Below are 20,095 nucleotides of genomic sequence, written 5' to 3' on the forward strand. Positions count from 1 at the left end.
CTCCCAGAAACATAACGAAAAGAGCGCTCACTAAACTCAGGAAGACTTAAAATGAAATCCTTGCTTACTCTTTTTCTATCTACTGCATGTCTTGTGAGTTTAACTGCACCTGCATTGGGTGAAATCAAAGCCAATCTATCGTTGATAGTATGGGATAATGCCAGCGACGTTCCTCTTGATGGAGCTGCAGTAACTATTTTCAATGGTGAAGGAGCGCAGCTGGTTAGCGCCAGCGTTTCGGATATTGAGGGGCAGATACATCTAACAGAACTGCCGGTAGGTTATTATCGACAAGGAAGGGTTTGAGCTTGTAGCACGACCTATTCTGATTGGTGAACACAATAGTATCTACAATCTGGGTGTGATCGGCTTAGAACCTCGTGCCAATGTCCTGGAAAAAGTGATTATCACCGGTGTTGCTAGAAAAGATGTGGAAATTGGGGATGGCGTTAATGCATTTTCGCTGGAAGGTGATGCTTTAGCGCTGTCTGGCTCAACTCTTGATGCTATGAAAGGCCTACCTGGTGTAACTCTTGATCGCGAAGGTAAGGTTCTATTGCGTGGGTCTGATAAGGTTGTCGTTTTGATCAACGGTAAACAGTCTGGGCTAACAGGAGTGGATGGGCAGGCTTCTCTGGATTCAATACCCGCCGCGAATATCTCAAGAATCGAGATTATTAATAATCCATCTTCAAAATATGGTTCAGCAGGTTCTGCCGGTGTTATCAATCTGATTATGAAAGATGATGCACAGAAGGGCTGGTCTGGTGACTTCTCTTTCAAATACGGCGTTGGTGTCCTAGAGAAGACCCGCGCTGATCTGCCAACTGATCTGGGAAGTTATTCGCAAACTCCCAAATATTCTCCGTCGTTTTCTGTTACATACGGTAATGACTATGCAGATTATTTTATGCAAGGTGAGGTATTGGTTCAGGAGAAACTTCCCAATAACGAATTCACGACTCGGTATTATGATGATGGGCGTATTATTGCATCTCAGGTTCCAGAAAATCGTGAGCAGACGCACTGGATCATAAAGCTTGGTACGGATCAGCACCTAACCTCAAATGACACGCTGTCAATCTCCGGACTTTATGATGTCGAGGATCACACCGACAGGGCTCAGGTTCCTTTTATTAATGTATTATCCGGTGAAAGGGAAAGGTACTGGTATTGGACGGAAAAGGAACAAACAGGTGCCGCTTCAATTGCGGTGGATTATAAACACGCATTTGGTGAAAGCGGCAGGGAACTTACATCCCGCATCGAATATATCAGAGGCTGGGAAGATGAGAGCTACTACTTAAACGAAGAGTCCTCAGTGCGCATCGGAGATGATGCTACGCATATCGAAGCCGTTGAAAACTCAGTGCCGATAAGTGTTGATTACGTTCACCCAGTTTCTAATGGACGAATTGAAGCTGGTGCTAAATTCCAGTTTCGCTGGATACCAATCACATACGATGTAACGCGCGGAACAAATTCGGTGATTTACACGGGTTTAGGTGACACTTCGGATTGGTCGGAAAACATATATGCAGGCTATGTTAATTATGTTCGAGAGGGGAAACATACAGTCATAGAAGGTGGTATTCGCGCCGAACAGACTGAAGTGACATATGATATTTCGCAGGAAAACATCTACTATCCTGGCAATGATGCCTATGATTATTTTAAAGTCTTCCCGAATGTTCGCTTAACTTGGAAACTAGATTCTGATGCATCAATTTCTGCATTTTATAATGCGCGGGTTGATCGTCCGGGTGAGCCCGAATTGCGCATTTTTCCGAAATATGATGATCCTGAATTGTTGAAAGTCGGAAATCCATATCTTAGGCCACAATACTCGAAGACTTTTGAACTCGCTGCAAAGAAGGGTTTTGATGGGTATTCTGTATCTGCAGCTATTTATCAAAAGACGATTGAAGATTATTTTCAACGCATTTATGCTGTAGATGAAACCAATCCAAATTATGATATCGTCAACAAAATATATGCCAATACTGGAAAATCGACGCATAACGGTATTGAGCTGATTGCGACAGCGAAGCCGGCTAGCTGGATTAGTATTTCAAGCAGTATCAATGCCTATCGCATAAAGAATGATCAGTCGAATGTGGCTTTACTGTTTCCTTATCCTCGAGACATTGAACTGGCAGCATCGGAAGGCGACACGTGGGATGGAAAGTTCAATCTCGATCTTAAGCTTCCCTTCGATCTGGAAATGCGGGTCACAGGTGTTTATTATGCAGACCGTGCAATTCCACAGGGGCACCAGAAAGCAAGATCTTCTTTGGATTTTGGACTCACGAAAACCTTGTTTGATGGCTCCGCAGAGCTCGCATTTGCCGTGATGGACATATTCACTGATTTTGGTTTGGACCAATCCATTGATGGTGTTGGCTTCCATGCTGATTACTTTAATGGATATGAAACGCAAACCGCTTCTCTAACTTTGAAGTTCAATATAGGCTGATTTAAAGAACGGAAAAGTAGACGGGTTTTAAGCCGACCAGTCATAGGTCCGCGTTTCCCGGCGGTATTTTCGCCAATCTGCACCAGCTATCTATTTAGTCAAAGCCTCGTCAAGACAGTCCGTTCCATCTATTCCAGTATTGCAGATATTCGTAATGCGATACGAGCCATCTCGCCCCTGCTTGACCATGAAGGCGACTTCATCGCCGTCGGAAAAGTCAGATAGATCCACGTCACCTATAATGTCGAAACTCATAGTCATGGCACCCATTTTGATGCCGCCAGCAAAGGGGCCGTGAGCGATGGTCAGGAAATCGCTTTGGCCGCCGACCGAACGGATCGTACCCGTCGCATATCCCACACCATTCATTTTGTAGCTCACAATGTGGTCGCCATCATCCATAGTATCATGGTCGGACATGGTAGTTGGTGTATCTGGTATGCTGGATTCAAGGGACCTGTTTTCCTCAGGGTTGCCGCAGGCCGCAAGGCCTATTGCGAGGGAGCCGAGAAAAAAAGTCATCACATTATTTTTACACATTTGATATCCTCATCAGTTGAATGGTTTAAAATAGTATCCCATCAGCTGGGGCAGACGGAACATTATTATATTGGTATATTTGTACGAAAGCCGTCCATCATCATACGGTTGGGCGAACGATCTTGTGATGCCGCTGGCAAGATTACGCCTGCAAAGAGTAGCGGCGTGATCAAAGATGCTTTCAATAGGTGTCTCGTCATGATGTTTCTCCTTCTAGAGTGAGTGAGCCGGACCGGGTCTCCGGTTCGGCTGGTGATAATTCCGAGGAAAGCTGGAAACCGGTTCGGATGTAATAGATCACGGGGATCACAATCAGGGTCAGTAAAAGGGTCGAGACCATGCCGCCGAGCATCGGCAAGGCAATGCGGCGCATGACATCTGCGCCAAGGCCGTCGGTCAGGAACACAGGAGCCAGGCCGACCAGAATTGTCAGCACTGTCATCAGCTTGGGCCGAACCCGCATGGCCGCGCCGTGACTGATAGCCTCAAACAATTCTGCACGGCTTTTTGGTTGTTCTTCTCTTACCTGCGCATCGATGTAGAGCAGCATGATGACCGCTGTTTCGACCGCGATACCGCCTAGTGCGATGAACCCGACGGCGACCGCCACCGACAGATTATAGCCTGCGAGCCAGACAGCCCATAGTCCGCCGACAAGTCCAAAGGGCAGCGACAGCATGATAATGGCCGTTCGATCGAGCCGTCCGAAATGCAGCATGAGGAGCAGGAAGATAAGTGCAACAGCAGCTGGAACAGCGACCCGCAGGCGGGCTGTGGCTTCTTCCATCTGTTCGTACTGGCCTGCAAACTCGACAGCATAGCCGGGCGGCAAAGTCACGGCATCGGCGACGGTCTGACGCGCCTCGCTGACATATCCGCCCATATCGCGTCCTGCGATGTCGACGAACACCCATCCGGTCAGGCGCGCATTCTCCGAGCGGATCATGGGCGGCCCTTCCGTAAACGCGATGGTTGCGAGGTTGCCAAGTGGAATGTGAGCGCCAGTCGGCGTCGGAACGAGGATATTGTCGAGATCATCCGGGCTTTCGCGGAACGGGCGGTCGTAGCGCAGAATGATGTTGTAGCGTTCGCGGCCCTCAACCGTTTGCGCAAGTCGCATTCCGCCAAGCGCAGATTGCACCACAGTCTGGAACACACCCATATCTATATCGCGGCGGGCCAGCTCTGATCGATCCGGCGTGATTTCCAGATATTTGCCGCCAAGGACACGGTCCGCAAAGGCCGAGCGTGTGCCGGGGACGTCCGAGACGACCGTCTCAATGTCCCTGGCGATCCGTTCAATCTCGATCAGATCATCGCCTGTGACTTTGATTCCGATAGGTGTGCGCACGCCGGTAGAAACCATGTCCATCCGGATTTTAATGGGATAGCCCCAGGAATTGACCAGGCCAGGCATTTGCAGCTTAGCGTCCAGCTCTGCGGTAATGTCGTCGACAGTGACGCCGGGACGCCATTCTGTTTTCGGTTTCAGCTTGATCCATGTTTCGATCATGGTGAGCGGTGCTGGGTCGGTGGCCGTGTCGGCGCGTCCGGCCTTGCCGAAGACACGCTCGACTTCCGGCACAGTCATCATCACACGGTTCGTCTGACCCAATATCTCCCGCATCTTGGTAGACGAGACGCCGGGAAGGGTGGTCGGCATGTAGAGCAGTTCACCTTCATATAGTGCTGGCATGAACTCCGACCCAAGGCGCTGGGCCGGGACAATGACACTGGCTGTGAGAAGAAGGGCAATTGCAACAGTGATCCATTTGAACCGAAGCGCCGCATGCAAGACCGGCTTGTAGATCCAGATAAAGAAATGGTTCAACGGATTGGCGGCTTCAGGGCGGAACTTTCCGCGCATGAGATAGAGCATCAGCACCGGAACCAGTGTTACAGACAGGATGGCAGCAAACGCCATCGCATATGTTTTGGTAAATGCGAGCGGGCTGAACAGGCGATAGCTTTCACCTGTGAGCGCAAACACCGGCAGGAAAGACACTGTGATGATGAGCAATGAAAAGAAGATACCCGGCCCGACCTCTTGTGCGGATGTGATCAAGGCGGCCCTGCGCTCTGCGGCGCTGGGCTTGTCGCCAAGATCGGCAAGTTTTCGGCTGGCGTTTTCGACAAGGACAATGGAGGCGTCCACCATCGCCCCGATGGCAATGGCGATGCCGCCAAGGCTCATAATATTTGCGGTGACGCCCTGGAACGACATGATCAGGAAGGCCCCGAGGATGCCAAGTGGCAGGGTGATGATGGCGACCAGCGATGAGCGGACATGCAGCAGGAAGATCAGGATCACCAGTGCGACCGCGATCCCTTCTTCAAGCAGCTTTTTCTCCAGATATTCGACCGCGCCTTCAATCAGGGGCGCGCGGTCATAGACAGTGACGATTTCAACACCTTCAGGCAGGCCGCGCTCAAGCTCTGCGAGTTTGGCCTTCACGCGGTCAATGACGGTCAGTGCATTTTCGCCGTCCCGCATGATTACGATCCCCGCGACCGTCTCGCCCTCACCATTGAGTTCTACAACACCGCGGCGAAGGGCGGGGCCTTCAACAATGCGCGCGACTGCGGACAGCAGGACTGGGGTTCCATCGGAGGCATAGAGAACGACCTTATCAAGGTCGGCTTTCTGATCCACATAGCCCGATGAGCGGATTACGAACTCGCTTTCGCCCTGTTCGAGGACGCGCCCGCCGACTTCACTCGAAGCAGCTTTGATCGCTTCGGACACGCGGCCGAGCGGAATGTCATATGAGCGCAGGAGATTGGGATCGACCAGGACCTGATATTCGCGGACGAACCCGCCGACTGAAGCGACTTCCGAGACGCCCTCGACGCCGGAGAGTTCCAGCTTCAGGAACCAGTCTTGAAGAGAGCGCAGCTCTGCCAAATCGGAGCCGCCGGTCTTGTCGACGAGTGCATACTGGTAGACCCAGCCGACGCCTGTGGCATCAGGGCCGAGCTGTGGCACCACGCCATCTGGCAAACTGGTACCAAGCCGCGACAAGGCTTCAAGCACGCGGGAACGTGCCCAGTAGAGATCCACATCATCTTCGAAGATGACATACACAAAGCTGGTGCCGAACATGGAGGAGCCGCGCACATCTTTTGTCTTTGGTAGACCGAGCAAATTTGTTGAGAGGGGATAGGTGACAAGATCCTCGACGATTTGGGGGCTTTGGCCTGGAAAATCGGTGCGGATAATGACTTGCGTGTCAGTGAGGTCTGGCACGGCGTCGAGCGGCGTGCGCTCAACCGCCATCCATCCCGCAACGGCGAGCGCTGCGCAGAGGACAAGCACGATGAGCTGGTTCGAGATTGACCATGAGATCAGTTTTGCGATGGCCGACTTTGAAGGGTCGCGGCCGCCGAGATCGTGGGGAATATTGTCTGACATGATCGTGCTCTACCGATTGCCTGCTGAGGGGTCGGCCGGGTCTGGCTGCGAACGGACTGTGTCCATACCTGCCATGGGATCGGGCCAGTTCACCGCCTCTGCCGGACTGTCGCCATACGGATTGCTCGGCTCACCGCCTTCTTGGAGCCAGAGTCGACCGGTGCTTGTTTCTTTGAATAGGGTAAGACCAGCATCCCGGTAATGGATAGGGGCACCCTCAAGGAGCCAGGGCTCTAGCGCCGTCATCAGGCGCTCAAGTTCGACCGCGAGCGCGTCGCTGTCGGTTGCATCCTTAGCGGCCCTGAGAGCAGCTTCGGTCTCGGATAAGATGGCGACGAGCTTTGTATCGGCAAACCGAACCTTGAGTGGCTCGCTGAGGCCGAGCGCCGGATCGACGAAATAGGGATCGATTTTGTAATCGTCCGTCAGGGCCTCATGGAAATAGAGCGCCATGTCCGTGAAATGATCGATCTCGGCGAGAGTCGTGGCATCGACAGGTAGCTGGGCGAGTGGCGTATCAAGTCCGCCCATCATGGCGACAGGTGCCTGCAGCTTTGAAAGCCCTTCGCGCAGATTGACTTCACTATCGAGCATGAACTGGCCGCTGGCGACAACTTGCTCACCCGATGCGAGGCCCGCGAGAATCTCTGTTCGGCCATTCGCATTGACGCCAGTTTGGACAGTGCGGCGAGCAAAGCGACCGTCGCCGAGTGCCAGAATGACATGCGAGCCGCGACTATCGCGCAGGATTGCTTCGGTTGGGACAGAGAGCCTTGGCTCGCCGCCAAGGTCCATCGAGATGTCTGCATAGGCGCCTGGGCGAAGATAGCCCGCGGCATTATCAACTTCGATCCGAACCTCGCCGGTGCGGGTTTTAGAATCAATCTCCGGATAAATATAATTGATCCGGCCCTCGGTGGGCGCACCGGGCGCGCTCGGAAAACTGAGGCGGACGGACATTCCGGTATCGACCAAGGCGAGGTCCTGTTCAGGCACGCTGGCGATAATCCAGACACCCGAATAGGACTGAAGGCGCAGGATTGGCGTGCCCGGTTTGATGAAATCGCCTTCTCTGACCTGAAGCGATGCGACAATGCCGCCCGATTCGGCGTAAACTGGCACGCGCTCAATCACAGTCTGACTTTCGGTCAGGCCGTTGATGGTTGTGGTCTGCATGCCAAGAGACCGCAGGCGCTGCTTGACAGCCGATATCCGGTTGTCATTCCCGATTTTGAGCGAATTGAGATAATCTTTCTGGGCCGCGATCAGATCGGGACTGTAGACACGGTAGAGCAAGGCGCCAGGGCGCACCGTGTCGCCTTCTGCGCGCACGCGCAGGTCCTCGATCCAACCTTCGATTCGCGATACCGCAACATTCTCCAACCGCTCATTTGTTTCAACGGTACCGAAGGCTCTGAGAGAGCGTCCAAAATTGGCAAGTTCGACAGGTGCAGTGCGCACGCCCATGGTCTGGATCATTTCCGGCGCAACGGCGATTGAGCCATCAGCGGATGATGGGTCGGCATAGACCGGAATGTAATCCATTCCCATGGAGTCTTGCTTGGGCACCGGCGATGTGTCCGCTTTGCCCATGGGATGTTTGTAATAGAGGATTTCACCTTTGGTGCCGCTGGCTGCGGGGCTCGCAGGTACAAGGTCCATCCCGCAAATCGGACATGATCCATCTGGGTCGGTTGAGATATAATGCGGATGCATCGGGCAGGTGTATTGCGCTGTCTCAGACGTACTGGTGGCCTGAGCCGGGGCTGTTGACGCATTCGGTGCCTGCGCAGGGTTGCCACATGCTGCGAGGAGCAAAGTCAGGGCTGAGACTGTGAAGAAAAATGTCTGTTTCATTGGGTTACCAAAAGCGCATTCATGCGCGCTGTAGCTGTTGCAATGCGGGCTTGTTCCCCAGCAATGTCTGAACGGAGTTTTAGAATTGCGATTTCGCCATCAATGATCGGCGCATAGTCACCGACACCGGATTCGTAGATCGTGTTTTGCGAGGTGATTTCGTCCTCGATCGCCACAATCTTTTGGGACAGAACCGCTGCGCTTTGTTCAGCTGTCTGGCGTATTGAGCGATAGGTCGAATATTGCGCAGACGCTGACCGTGCTGCGGATAGATAATTCGCTTGGGCGGCGGCGCGTTCAGCTTTTGCTGCGCGCAGACGCGGCTCCTGATTTTTGTTTGCCCAGAACGGTACGGTGACGGTCACCATGCCTGACACCCAATCATCGCCAGCAAAATTAGCACCGGACTCACGCTGCTGATAGGTGAGCTGCGCGCCCCATTCCGGTTTCCATGCGGCTTTGGCTTCATCGACGCCGCGATCGTGGACCGTCACGCCGGCGTCAGCGACGCGCGCTGCATGGAACGCCATTGCATCGCCCGACCAGTCTATTGGGGATAGCGGCGGCGGCGGTGTGTCAGGTACGGCTCCCAGGAGATCGATCAGGCGGGCATCGATTTGTGCGACCTGACCGCTTAAGTCCACCAATGTTCTGTCGACCTCAGCGCGTTCCCCCTCAATCTCCGCCAAACGAAACAAGGCAGGGCGTCCTGCATCAATTTCCAGTTCTGCAACTTGTGTGAGCTCGTCGTACTTTGCCCGTCGTTCTTCTGCCAGACCGCGCTGAACGCGGGTGCGGTGTTTTTCATGAAGCAAGGCAATCAGTTCGCCCCGCAGCGCCGCATAGCGCTGCGCGCGCATTTCGCGTGTCTCATTGGCGCGGGCACCAGCTTCGCCAGCGCGGGCGTTGCGGCCTGCGAGGCTTGGAAACTTTTGCTGGATGCCGATAGATTTATTTGTTGGCAAAAAATCAGTGAATGAGGGATCGAAGATGGGGAAGTTATTGATCCCGGCTGAGATGACGGGATCTGGCAGCGCGGTCGCCGCCGTCGCGCGTTCTTCGCTCGCTTCGGCCTGATAGGCCATAACTTGCAGGCTTGGATGGTTGCGGAGCCCATATTCCAGATCAGCAAAACTCTGACCATGAGCTGCTTCAATTATTGCAGGAGATATCCCGGCGAAGGCCAGGAGGAAAAGAGGACGAAACATGAGGGATTTCCTGTGTTCTGAATACGGACGAACTCAACGCGCGTTATCCTCTTGGATATTGCGCGCATGAAGACCGTCTGGATCAGACCAGGAGGCGTTGTTTTAAGGAGATCGGAGTGTCGGGCAATCCCGGCGACGCACGAGGTGGCCCCGTAGTTCGCAGGATGCGGGGTGTTTCATACCCGGTCCAGCGATTGACCTCGATGGGCAATAACTGAAGATCGTCTGTTGAAGTGAGCACTGTGGCCTGATCAGCTGTCTCGGCGGCTAACATCGCCGCCTCGCAGTCACCGCAGCCTGGACAGTCTGCCGGAGTGTCCTGAGACATTGGCGCGGCAGCTTCAGATTCCATATTGCCGTGACAAGGGGGCGCTTCAGCCTGAATGGTTGCCGCACTTGCTTGGGCATGTCCTGTGATACAACACGCCATGACGGGGCTTGCTGCGAAAGCAGCGATAGCCAAGAGCATGAAGAGGCGTGTCAACAGGTTCATATAGTGGAGAGTATCACAGAATTAGTTAAAGAAGAAATACGGGTGCGGGGTATGTCATTGAATTACTTTTTGCGGCCACCAAGCACCGCAACAAGTTCTTCGACTTTTTCGCGGCGATCATCGAGATTGTCAGCCGCCAATGCGTGCTCGACGCATGTTTCGAGATGGTCATCGAGGACAATTTTTTCCAGACCAGATAGCGCGGCCTTGATGGCCTGGACCTGGCGAACGACATCAATGCAATAACGATCCTCGGCGATCATTTTGGAGACACCGCGCACTTGGCCCTCGATACGGGCGAGGCGTTTGGTGGCTGCGTCTTTGGTTTTAGTTCTCATGATCGAATACCCTCTACTGGGTATATTATATGGTGACAATGTTGATGAAGCACTACCCTTCGAACGCCAATTTGTGCAAAAAAACGCCCGTTAAACCCGGAGTTTTCTGGAATATTGGCTCTAAACGCCGGGATTGGCACTCGATACTTCGTTTTGAAGCCGCTTCGGCGACCACAGTCGTGAACTGGTCAGTTCAGGCAATCACAGCCTTTGTAATCATCCAATGTCCCATCGCGATCATGACGAGATTTTCGGTCAACGAGATGAAGCCAAGCGGCACATTCGAGTTGCCGCCGACGCAGGCGCATTTCAATTCGCGCTTGTCGATATAGACGGCCTTGTAGACAGATATTGCACCGACGATGCCGATAAATAGCGCAACCGGCGCCGCGATCAGACCGAGGAGCCCGCCTGCGATCATGAAAATCCCGGCGAAAGCTTCAGCAACCGGATAGACATACCCGTAGCCTACACGCTTTTGTGCCAGCAGGTCGTAATTGAGAAACATGGTCGAAAAGCTCTCAATATCCTGCAATTTCTGAATTGCGAGCCCCGTCATCGAGAACGCTGCAAACCATTCGATCGTTCTGACCGTCAACACAGTGCCAAGTGTTCCCCATGCGATGGCCAATGCCATCAGGGCGCAGACTCCAAAAATGACCAGGACCGGTGCATACGTTTTTGCGTCTGATCCTTTTTCCCAATCTGTGAAACGCTCTCGCAGATCGTCATACCCACCAATCCGCTCACCCTCAATGAATGTCTGCGGCGTGGTTTCCACACTATGTTTTTCCTTGAACGCATCTGTTTCTGTGCGGGTTGTCAGATGATGGTCTTCAACAGTGTAGCCATTGCGTTCCAGCAGCCACTTGGATTTGAGTCCGTAGGGACACAAATGTTTATCCATGACCATTCTGTACAGGATCGCGGTTTTCTCTGTCTTCTCCAGCATAGGTCTAGTTCTCGCTTATATCTGACCCAGCCGGCTCAGTTGGCTGAAGGCTGGATTCAAAATCGGGGAGCGGGCGGGCTGCCGCTTCGGCCTGACTCGTGACCGGGCCATTTTTTGCGATGTCTTCGATCAGCCAATCCATTTCTTGAATCTCACGGCGCTGAGCTTCGATGATGGCATCGGCGAGCTCTCGGACGCGCACATCTTCAATATTAGCCCGTTCACTTGTCAGAATGGCGATGGAGTGGTGCGGGATCATCGCGCTCATCCATGACTTATCTTCGATGGTTGCCTGACTGCGCACCAACCAAAGCGTCAAAGCAAACACGACAAGAGACCCGGCGACAATTGCGAGATTGATCTTCGTGTTTTTGTACATGTTCAGCATGAAGCCGAGCATGATGATTGCCATGGCGGCACCCATGATGAATGTCATGAAGAAGCGGGTTTCGCTCCAACGCACATGTTCGAATGCGTAGGTGTTCAAATACATGAGGCCAAACATTGCGATCATGGAGGTGGCGATCATTGCGGCGAAACGCCAATATTTGGTCTTCATTTCCATAAGACTGTCCTTCTCATACGGGGTATAGGTATAAGGAGAACGTGCGAATTGTTTTCCAGTTCCGCTGGAAGCCTTCATCAGCTTGGGTTCTTTTCGTCTGAGGCTTTCCAAAAGCCTATTATGAGGTGCCAGATTCAGAGATGCCCCAAACTCAAAGACTGTTTGGATAACCGAATGCGAAATAAGGATGAAAATGACCTGTACAGAAACAACTGAACTCAGCGATGCACGCAGGTTGATTGCGCTCAATCAATCTTGTTTTTGTATGATGTTGAGCCGCGCAGACCTCGACGCGAGCATTGTCGCATCAGTCGGCGTGGATGGCTTAGAAAAGCTGCTCTCGGACCGCTCAAACCTATTCGCGGCAACAGGCGTCTTCGTGTCTCCGGCCGACATCGCCAATATGCAAGCACAGGTGGCTGCCATTGAAGCGGCTGCCGCGCTTGAATCCTTTCAAGCAGCTGTTCATGAGCGGGCGAGTGACGCAGTCACCTTCGCGCAGCCCAAGACCAGCGGCCTCTTCATGGGTTATGATTTTCACATTTCGGAGCAGGGGCCCCAGCTTATCGAAATCAATACAAACGCAGGCGGAGGTTTCCTCGCCGCCGCACTACAGGACGCAGCCGGGCGCGCCGCATTCAAGTGTGGCGAAGCTGAACTTCAGAATGAGGGCGTAGCAACTCAGAAGATGGTGGCAACCTTCCTGTCAGAGTGGCACGCAGCGGGCCGAACCGGACGGCCGGGTATCATCGCGATTGTCGATCAGGACCCCGAAGACCAATACCTTTATCCCGATATGCTGATGGCCCAGCATCACTTGCTGCAGGCTGGCATCGAAACACTCATCGTGGATCCGGCTGAGCTCACCTATCTGAACGAAGCATTGTGGGCGGGGTCATCTCGCGTGGATATGGTCTACAACCGATTGACGGATTTTAACCTCAGTGAGCCAGGCAATGCAGCGCTGAGGCAGGCCCTGATGGAGGACGCCGCAATTGTCAGTCCTTCGCCTCGCCACCATGCGTCGTATGCTGATAAGCGCAATCTGATTTGGTTGAGTGATGCAGACGTGTTGCGAAGATGGGGTCTTGCGGAAGATCACATTCTAGCGCTCGCAAGCATCCCGCGGACCCAGCGCGTCAGCGTTGAGAACGCAGAGGAATTGTGGACAGCACGCAAAGGATACTTCTTCAAGCCCGCTGCGGGGTTTGGTAGTCGCGCAACTTATCGCGGTGACAAGCTGACAAAGCGGGTCTGGTCTGAGATTCTGGACGGCGATTACATCGCGCAGACTTTTGTGCCGCCCACCTTGCGCGCCGTCACGGTTGAGAATGAGCAGCTGACGCTTAAATATGATGTGCGCCTTTACACCTATGCAGGTGAAACACTTCTGGTCGCAGCCAGGGTGTATCAGGGGCAGACGACCAACTTTCGAACAAGCGGGGGCGGATTTGCAGTCGTCTATCAGTTTTGAACAGATGTTGAATCTATCTTTCTCTTCCGGCTGGCGACGCCTCAAGAATGAGAGTGTTCATGATCGGGTTCTTGCCTGTCGCGGATTTTGCGTAGGTAGAACGCCTCAAACGCGAAGATTGCTGCCATTGATCCAAATGCGATTAAAACGATCATAGGGTCAGCGCTTGCCTTGATGAAAAGGAAAGCGCCCAGAGCAATGAGGTCGAACAGTATGGCGGCGATGAGTACCCAGGCGCGAGCACCGACGTCTTCGTGCAGATAGCGCAACACGCCGTAATGGATGATGATGTCCATGACCAGATAGTAGATCGCCCCGAGTGATGCGATCCGGCTGAGATCAAAAAAGGCGGCCAAAAATGCTGCGACAACGACCGTATAGACAAGTGTGTGCTTCTGGATGTCGCCCGGCATGCCGAAATGTTTGTGCGGGATTAGGTTCATATTTGTCAGCATGGCGAGCATGCGAGACACCGCGAAAACGCTTGCCAGCAATCCCGACGCTGTCGCGATGATTGCGAGGATGACGGTGAACGCTACACCGATATCGCCAAAAGCGGGACGTGACGCTTCGGCCAGAGAGAAATCCTTGGCTGCAACAATTTCTTCAAGAGAAAGAGATGACCCGACAGCGAGGGCCACCGCCAAATAAACGATGAGGCAGATCCCGAGTGACCACATAATGGCCCGGCCAACATTCTTGTTGGGGTCCTTGACCTCGTCGCCACTATTGGTGATGGTGGTAAATCCTTTGAAGGCGAGAATGGCCAAGGCGACGCCTGCCATGAATCCAGCGGGGGTTGTTTGATTGCTTGCCCCGCTACTGGCGGCCTCAAACGACAGACCGGATGCCCAAAGCGCTGCGCCTGCAAAGATCAGAATGCCGCCGACTTTCAACACGGCAGCTGCTTTGGAGACGCCGCCAATGATCTTGTTGCCCGAAATATTGATAATGAAGGCAAAGGCAATCAAGCCGACTGCTAGGACCGGGACAAGAACGCTGTCTTTTTCGACATCAAAGAGCTGCAATGTGTAAGCGCCAAATGTGCGCGCAACGAGACTTTCATTGATTACCATCGACATTGTCATCAGCAGGGCACTGGCCGCTGCAATTGTGGTTGGTCCGTACGCTTTTTGCAAGATCATCGCGATCCCGCCAGCCGACGGATATTTGTTCGACATCTTGATATAAGTGTATGCGCTAAACCCGCTGATCGCGGCTGCAATCAAGAACGCGAGCGGGAAGGCTGGGCCTGAAAACTGGGCGACCTGTCCGGTGAGGGCAAAAATGCCCGCACCGATCATCACACCGGTTCCCATGGAGACAGCGCCCGCGAGGCTCAGAGAGCCTTTCTGGTAGGAGGCAGATTTCATTGCGCTGGTGCCTGTTCGGCTGGGAATCGGCCAACATAACTGGCAAACACGCTTTGCGCCTCGCCATCAAACAAGATCACATCATAAGCGTCGGGCGGATTTGGCGTTTCCATACCAGGCGAGCCCATCGGCATACCTGGAACGGCCAGACCTGCTGCGCCGGGTCGTTCTTTGAGCAAGCGACGGATTTCAGCAGCTGGGACGTGGCCCTCAATGGCGTAGCCTGCAACTTTGGCTGTGTGGCAGGAGGCCAGTGCATCGGAAACGCCAAGTGATGCGCGCACTGGCGCGAGGTCTTCGCGCTCAATCACGCGCACGTCAAAACCGTCTCGCTGCAGATGCTCGATCCATGATGTACAACAGCCGCACCACGGCGTCTTGTAGACGGTAATCGTATCAGCGCTTGCCGTGCCTGAGCCGGCGGCAAAAAATGCCAACCCGCCAATCAGAGCGAAAAGTCCGGCGCTTACAGCGCCGAGAATCCATTTTGTCATACTGTGTCCTTCAGGCGTTAGAGTTTGACGGTACGCAGGCGTAGCGCATTTGCGATCACCGACACGGAGCTGAGGCTCATCGCAGCGGCCGCGATCATTGGACTGAGCAATAGACCAAAGAACGGGTAGAGTATGCCTGCTGCAACCGGAACGCCAAGCGAGTTGTAGACAAATGCGAAGAACAAATTCTGCCTTATATTGCCCATCGTGGCCCGGCTGAGATGCTGGGCCCGGGCGACGCCGCGCAGATCACCTTTCACAAGGGTGACGCTCGCACTTTCCATGGCCACATCTGTCCCGGTGCCCATCGCGATCCCGACGTCGGCCTGTGCGAGTGCTGGCGCATCATTGATACCATCGCCGCACATTGCGACGACAGCCCCGGCGCTTTGCAGTTCGCGGATGATGCGGTTTTTGTCTTCCGGTGAGACATCAGCGTGGACTTCGTCAATCCCGATTTGGCGGGCGACCGCCTCTGCAGTGGCTTTACTGTCGCCTGTCAACATCACCACCTTCATACCGGCTTTGTGAAGAGCTTCAATGGCTTCAGGCGTCGTCTCCTTGATCGGGTCGGCGACACCAATCAAGCCAGCAGGTTTGCCGTCCAGCGCAGCGAACATCACTGTTTGGCCGTCCTTGCGATATGTTTCGGCTCGCGCCTGCAGCGCCTCGTCGAGGGCGCCAACGCGGCGCATCATCTTGGCATTGCCAATCGCAAATATTTTTCCATTCACACGGCCCTGTGCACCTTCTCCAGTTACGGAACCAAAGTCAGACGCGTCGAGGCGTGCTGCACCGCGCTCTTCTGCCCCTTTGACGATGGCTTGCGCCAGGGGATGCTCGCTGCTGCGCTCAATGGCTGCGGCTAAAGATAGGAAGTCGGTTTCGCTAAGCGTCTCAACAGGTTCGACAGTGACCAGTCGCGGCTTGCCTTCAGTCAATGTCCCAGTCTTATCGACCACGATTGTATCTACTTTCTCAAAGGTCTCAAGCGCCTCGGCGTTCTTGATCAATATACCTGATTGAGCACCCTTGCCGGTCGCGACCATAATGGACATTGGCGTGGCAAGGCCCAGCGCACACGGGCAGGCAATAATTAACACAGCAACCGCGTTGACGATGGCGAAGGCCATCGCTGGATCAGGTCCGAATATTGACCATACGATGAAAGTCGCCAGAGAGATCAGGACCACGGCTGGGACGAACATGCCCGCCACCGTGTCTGCCAGTTTCTGAATGGGCGCGCGGGACCGCTGCGCCTCAGCCACCATACGGACAATCTGGGACAAGGTTGTGTCGTCGCCGACGCGTGTTGCCGCCATGATCAGTGATCCGGTTCCGTTGACAGTGCCGCCAGTCACGGGATCGCCAGTGGCTTTCTCAACAGGAATGGGTTCGCCAGAAATCATCGACTCGTCGACATTTGAGCGACCTTCAATCACTTCGCCATCGACGGGGACTTTTTCACCTGGACGCACACGCAAATGGTCGCCCGTGTTTACATGATCGATTGAGACTTCTTCTTCGCGGCCATCTGCCAATATGCGCACGGCGGTGGGCGGAGTAAGCTCCAGGAGTGCGCGGATTGCGCCCGAGGTTGCACTGCGGGCGCGCAGTTCGAGAACCTGCCCCAACAAGACAAGGGTCGTGATGACGGCTGCCGCTTCAAAGTAGACTGCGACGTCGCCAGACTCATTGCGAAACGCTGTTGGGAAGATGCCAGGTATAGCCGTTGCAACGAGCGAGAAGGCGAAAGCTACGCCGACGCCAAGCGCGATCAGAGTGAACATATTGAGGTTCATGGTGCGCACAGAACGCGCCCCGCGCTCAAAGAAGGGCAAACCGCCCCAGAGCACAACGGGCAAAGCAAGCGCAAACTGAGCCCATTGTGACCAGCCTGCAGGTAGCAGGCTCTCCAATGGACGTCCCGGTATCATGTCGGCCATCGCATAAATGGCGAGCGGAATCGTGAAGATGGCGCTGATCCAGAACCGGCGAGTCATGTCATCAAGTTCTGAAGTGTCCTCGTCTCCGACAACAATACCTTCAGGCTCCAGGGCCATCCCGCAGATGGGGCAACCTGAATTGCGGACATCGCGAACATTTGGGTGCATGGGACAGGTATAGACCGTGCCCGAATAACCAGCAGGGACGCGGTCATATTCGCCATCTGCACCAACAGCAGGATCGCCGCCGGAGTGGTGACAATTATGACCATGGTCGGCCTGGGCTTTCTGGTCGTGCTTATTGGTGCTCATAACTCTGTTTCCTTGCGCAGCGATTACGTCCGCGCTGTTGCCGTTGTAGGCGCGCCAACCTCTTGCGCGATGTTGTACGCATGAGGCTGGCGTAGCCCTTCTAATTTTTGCTGACGCTAGACCGATTGAAAAAATTGTAGAGCGGTACAAACACCAGAGCGAAGTACCAGCCGTACAGATAGCTTTCGATCAGGCCGATGATGAAGCCCTGCAGCGTCAGGAATTCAAAGCCAGGAAGCCAGTTCTCCCATGCGCTATGCATATGTAGCGACGCTGGCATCACCAGCCCCCAGCCAATGCAGATCAGGAATGAGATGGCGATAAAAAAGGAAAGCGCGTGTCCGACGGGTTTGAGTTTCATGGTCTCTCTCCTTGCAGTGCAGCGCCAAGAATGCTGCGTATCGTTGAGCCCAATATAAAACCCCCGGGGGGTATATGCAATATCCTTCGCTTCACTTTCTTAAACCGGTGATCTGCCATCGATTATGCGCCTGAAACTTGCTTCGCCATACGTCCAAAGCGTTTGAGTTTGAGGGCTGGTTTTTCGATCAGGTGCCAAGAGGCCGAAGAAAAAGTCAGGATGATGGGGGCTGATGTGACCAGCAGCATCAATGGTGATATATTTGGATTGAGAATAATCACGCTCTGCAGCACCGGGTAGTGCCAAATATATATTCCGTACGAGTAATCCGGCATTTGGGCGATACGTAATGATGGTGTTTCGACCAGTCCAATTTGCATAAGTGCTGCGGCCAATAAGAGGTTGGCAAACAGTTCACCGACGCTCGTCCAACCCAGCAAAATAAAGCCAACAAGTACGGCACTAACTCCAATCCAGCCTGGCCTGCGAAGGCGCGGAAAGTGCCATAGCGTCATTCCGATCAGGAATGTGGTTGTGAACCGGAACAGTGAAATCACGCCGCCAGACACAAGCTCCGCCAAAGGCGTAAATTGCAGGGCGAAATATACCAGTTGAGAGCTAGCGAGCGCTGCGAGCGTAATCCAGCGATTCTTTAATGCTCCCAAATAGAAGCCCAGACCCGCAAACATATAAGCCATGACTTCATAGCGGATCGTCCAGAGCGCGCCGTTGAAGATTGGGTCGGGGGAAGCATGAAATACGCCGCCAGGTCCCGTCTCCGAGTCTCCCATAAAAAGTACGCGGACGACATATGCCCAAGGTTCCGACTGGGCGAGATAAGCGGCCCCAGCCGGACGACCGAATAATGGACCAAACACTATGAGGAGGGTTAGCAGAAGCAAAATCAGGGCTGGATAGATTCTCAGTATTCGAGAGCGCGCATAACCCTTGATATCCTGCCGCGTTGCCAAACTTTTTGCGATCAGAAGCCCTGACAGGATGAAAAATCCATTCACAGCGAGATAGCTGAACGTCCACTTATAAACGCGTGACGGCTCATAGCCGGTCGGAATTAGCCAGGCGTGGCCAACGACAACCGCGCTGGCCAGGAACCATCTGAGCACTGTAAAGTGGTTTGCCCCAAAGAGCGGATCCGTTTCCGTTCCCGCTCCTTCAGGTTTGAGCACTGACATCTTCGGTCAACGCTTCGCGCGCGAGGACGAGTGGGTGTGCACCACCCTCCACGCGCCATCTACTTTTCGAAAAAGCCAGGTTTGCTTGCCAGTCCGGTCTAACTTTTCGCCAGTCCTGGCGATCGTTCCCTGCACAGTGGTGTCACCCACTGCCCATGCGAAATCGCCTTCGAAATAAATGTCGATATTTGAGACATTCAGCGCCAGATCTGGGATCGACGTCTTTTCCGGTTCGACATGATTGACGACAAGGTCTTCAAGCCCGCTATTCTCGCCGCCAGACTCAAAGTATCGCGCACCGTCGAAATCAAGAAAGTGCTTTCTGAACGGTGTGGCTGATCCGTCTTCCCATCCTGCTTCTATCTCTTCGATGATTTGTAGAATTGCTGCGTCATCTGTGCTGACAGGAGAGTTGTCGTGGTGACCGTCAGCATTGTCGTGTCCGGCAGGTGCTGCACCGTGGTGCCCATCGCTGTTGTCATGTCCCTCGGGTACGACAGGTGCCGGCTCGCTGTCATGGTGACCATCGCTATCATCATGGGCTGCTGGCGCTGCATCGGGCAAAGCCATCGCTGACATGTCATGGCCAGCGGCTTTTAGTTCGCTTGACGCATCGCCATGATCGTGATCGTGGCCATCACCCGTGACGATAGGCAAGCTTTTGACCCCAAGGCCATAGCCATAGACAATCTTGCCGCCCCACCACGCCGTTACACTGAGTGCCAAAGCAGCTGCTGTAAGACCTCCGATAAATAGTGTGGACGCTGTTTTTGCACGGCTTGTCCATCGCCAGATCGCCAGGAGCAATATTGCTGTGCCTGACGGAACCGCCCAATTGCGGTGTGTGGTCATGGCGGCGTGAGAGGGTGTATCGTGATCGACAGTGTAATACGCTTGAAACCCTGCAGCGATTGTCAGCACGATCGCTATCGCACCAAAGGCCAGCATCCAGTCCGCGGCAGGAGAGAGACTATCTCGCCATTTTGCTGTGGGCGGAAACCTGGACAGCAGATAAGAGATCACCGCAGTAATCGATAGTGCGTACGCGAAGTGAACAAGGATTGGATGAAGGTTCGGTTCTATGAGTGAGTTCATGGTGAT

The 20,095-nt window shown here is 53.9% G+C and carries 18 protein-coding genes; 3 read left to right on the forward strand and 15 right to left on the reverse strand.

Annotated features, from left to right (window positions below; all coding sequences use genetic code 11):
* Positions 1-51: 51 nt before the first annotated feature.
* On the forward strand, positions 52-306 hold the full coding sequence (locus AC5EF3_RS09945; RefSeq protein ID WP_493547926.1) for a hypothetical protein: 255 nt from the start codon (positions 52-54) through the stop codon (positions 304-306).
* A gap of 55 nt (positions 307-361) precedes the next feature.
* Complete coding sequence (locus AC5EF3_RS09950; RefSeq protein WP_493547927.1) at positions 362-2,476, forward strand: TonB-dependent receptor domain-containing protein; 2,115 nt, start codon at positions 362-364, stop codon at positions 2,474-2,476.
* Between the two features lie 90 nt (positions 2,477-2,566).
* Here the strand turns inward: AC5EF3_RS09950 and AC5EF3_RS09955 are convergent, their stop codons facing one another.
* From AC5EF3_RS09955 to AC5EF3_RS09995, 9 genes are all read right to left on the reverse strand, one after another.
* Entirely contained in the window at positions 2,567-2,896 is a 330-nt protein-coding gene (locus tag AC5EF3_RS09955) for a copper-binding protein (protein ID WP_493547928.1), read from the reverse strand.
* Between the two features lie 185 nt (positions 2,897-3,081).
* Positions 3,082-3,216, reverse strand: a complete 135-nt coding sequence (locus AC5EF3_RS09960; RefSeq protein WP_493547929.1) for a hypothetical protein — start codon at positions 3,214-3,216, stop codon at positions 3,082-3,084.
* The gene (locus tag AC5EF3_RS09965; protein ID WP_493547930.1) at positions 3,213-6,428 is read right to left on the reverse strand and encodes an efflux RND transporter permease subunit; all 3,216 of its coding nucleotides are present in this window, start codon (positions 6,426-6,428) and stop codon (positions 3,213-3,215) included. Before AC5EF3_RS09965 ends, AC5EF3_RS09960 begins: the two co-directional genes overlap by 4 nt.
* A 9-nt stretch (positions 6,429-6,437) precedes the next feature.
* Positions 6,438-8,285 carry an efflux RND transporter periplasmic adaptor subunit gene (locus AC5EF3_RS09970; RefSeq protein ID WP_493547931.1) on the reverse strand — a complete coding sequence of 616 codons (1,848 nt, stop codon included), beginning with the start codon at positions 8,283-8,285 and terminating at the stop codon, positions 6,438-6,440.
* A complete protein-coding gene (locus AC5EF3_RS09975; protein WP_493547932.1) occupies positions 8,282-9,493 on the reverse strand; it encodes a TolC family protein in 1,212 nt (403 codons plus the stop codon). Before AC5EF3_RS09975 ends, AC5EF3_RS09970 begins: the two co-directional genes overlap by 4 nt.
* Before the next feature lie 82 nt (positions 9,494-9,575).
* On the reverse strand, positions 9,576-9,962 hold the full coding sequence (locus AC5EF3_RS09980) for a hypothetical protein (RefSeq protein WP_493547933.1): 387 nt from the start codon (positions 9,960-9,962) through the stop codon (positions 9,576-9,578).
* 86 nt (positions 9,963-10,048) lie between these two features.
* Complete coding sequence (locus AC5EF3_RS09985; protein WP_493547934.1) at positions 10,049-10,324, reverse strand: metal-sensitive transcriptional regulator; 276 nt, start codon at positions 10,322-10,324, stop codon at positions 10,049-10,051.
* A 193-nt stretch (positions 10,325-10,517) separates the two neighbouring features.
* Positions 10,518-11,276 (reverse strand): MauE/DoxX family redox-associated membrane protein, encoded by a 759-nt coding sequence (locus tag AC5EF3_RS09990; protein ID WP_493547935.1) that lies wholly within the window; start codon positions 11,274-11,276, stop codon positions 10,518-10,520.
* A gap of 4 nt (positions 11,277-11,280) precedes the next feature.
* On the reverse strand, positions 11,281-11,841 hold the full coding sequence (locus tag AC5EF3_RS09995; RefSeq protein ID WP_493547936.1) for a DUF305 domain-containing protein: 561 nt from the start codon (positions 11,839-11,841) through the stop codon (positions 11,281-11,283).
* 193 nt (positions 11,842-12,034) lie between these two features.
* Here AC5EF3_RS09995 and AC5EF3_RS10000 point away from each other — a divergent pair, with 193 nt between their 5' ends.
* The gene (locus AC5EF3_RS10000; protein ID WP_493547937.1) at positions 12,035-13,315 is read left to right on the forward strand and encodes a hypothetical protein; all 1,281 of its coding nucleotides are present in this window, start codon (positions 12,035-12,037) and stop codon (positions 13,313-13,315) included.
* Between the two features lie 41 nt (positions 13,316-13,356).
* On the opposite strand, the gene AC5EF3_RS10005 is transcribed toward AC5EF3_RS10000, so the two are convergent.
* From AC5EF3_RS10005 to AC5EF3_RS10030, 6 genes are all read right to left on the reverse strand, one after another.
* Positions 13,357-14,688, reverse strand: coding sequence for an APC family permease (locus AC5EF3_RS10005; protein ID WP_493547938.1), 1,332 nt, complete (start codon positions 14,686-14,688; stop codon positions 13,357-13,359).
* Complete coding sequence (locus AC5EF3_RS10010; RefSeq protein ID WP_493547939.1) at positions 14,685-15,005, reverse strand: DUF411 domain-containing protein; 321 nt, start codon at positions 15,003-15,005, stop codon at positions 14,685-14,687. The genes AC5EF3_RS10005 and AC5EF3_RS10010 overlap by 4 nt, the downstream gene beginning before the upstream one ends.
* A 194-nt stretch (positions 15,006-15,199) precedes the next feature.
* The gene (locus AC5EF3_RS10015; protein ID WP_493547940.1) at positions 15,200-17,440 is read right to left on the reverse strand and encodes a copper-transporting P-type ATPase; all 2,241 of its coding nucleotides are present in this window, start codon (positions 17,438-17,440) and stop codon (positions 15,200-15,202) included.
* Positions 17,441-17,540: 100 nt separating this feature from the next.
* Positions 17,541-17,801, reverse strand: coding sequence for a DUF5676 family membrane protein (locus tag AC5EF3_RS10020; protein WP_493547941.1), 261 nt, complete (start codon positions 17,799-17,801; stop codon positions 17,541-17,543).
* Positions 17,802-17,923: 122 nt separating this feature from the next.
* A complete protein-coding gene (locus AC5EF3_RS10025) occupies positions 17,924-18,988 on the reverse strand; it encodes an acyltransferase family protein (protein ID WP_493547942.1) in 1,065 nt (354 codons plus the stop codon).
* Between the two features lie 12 nt (positions 18,989-19,000).
* Positions 19,001-20,089, reverse strand: a complete 1,089-nt coding sequence (locus AC5EF3_RS10030; RefSeq protein ID WP_493547943.1) for a DUF2231 domain-containing protein — start codon at positions 20,087-20,089, stop codon at positions 19,001-19,003.
* Positions 20,090-20,095 lie beyond the last annotated feature (6 nt).

The organism is Hirschia sp. (genome assembly GCF_058892565.1).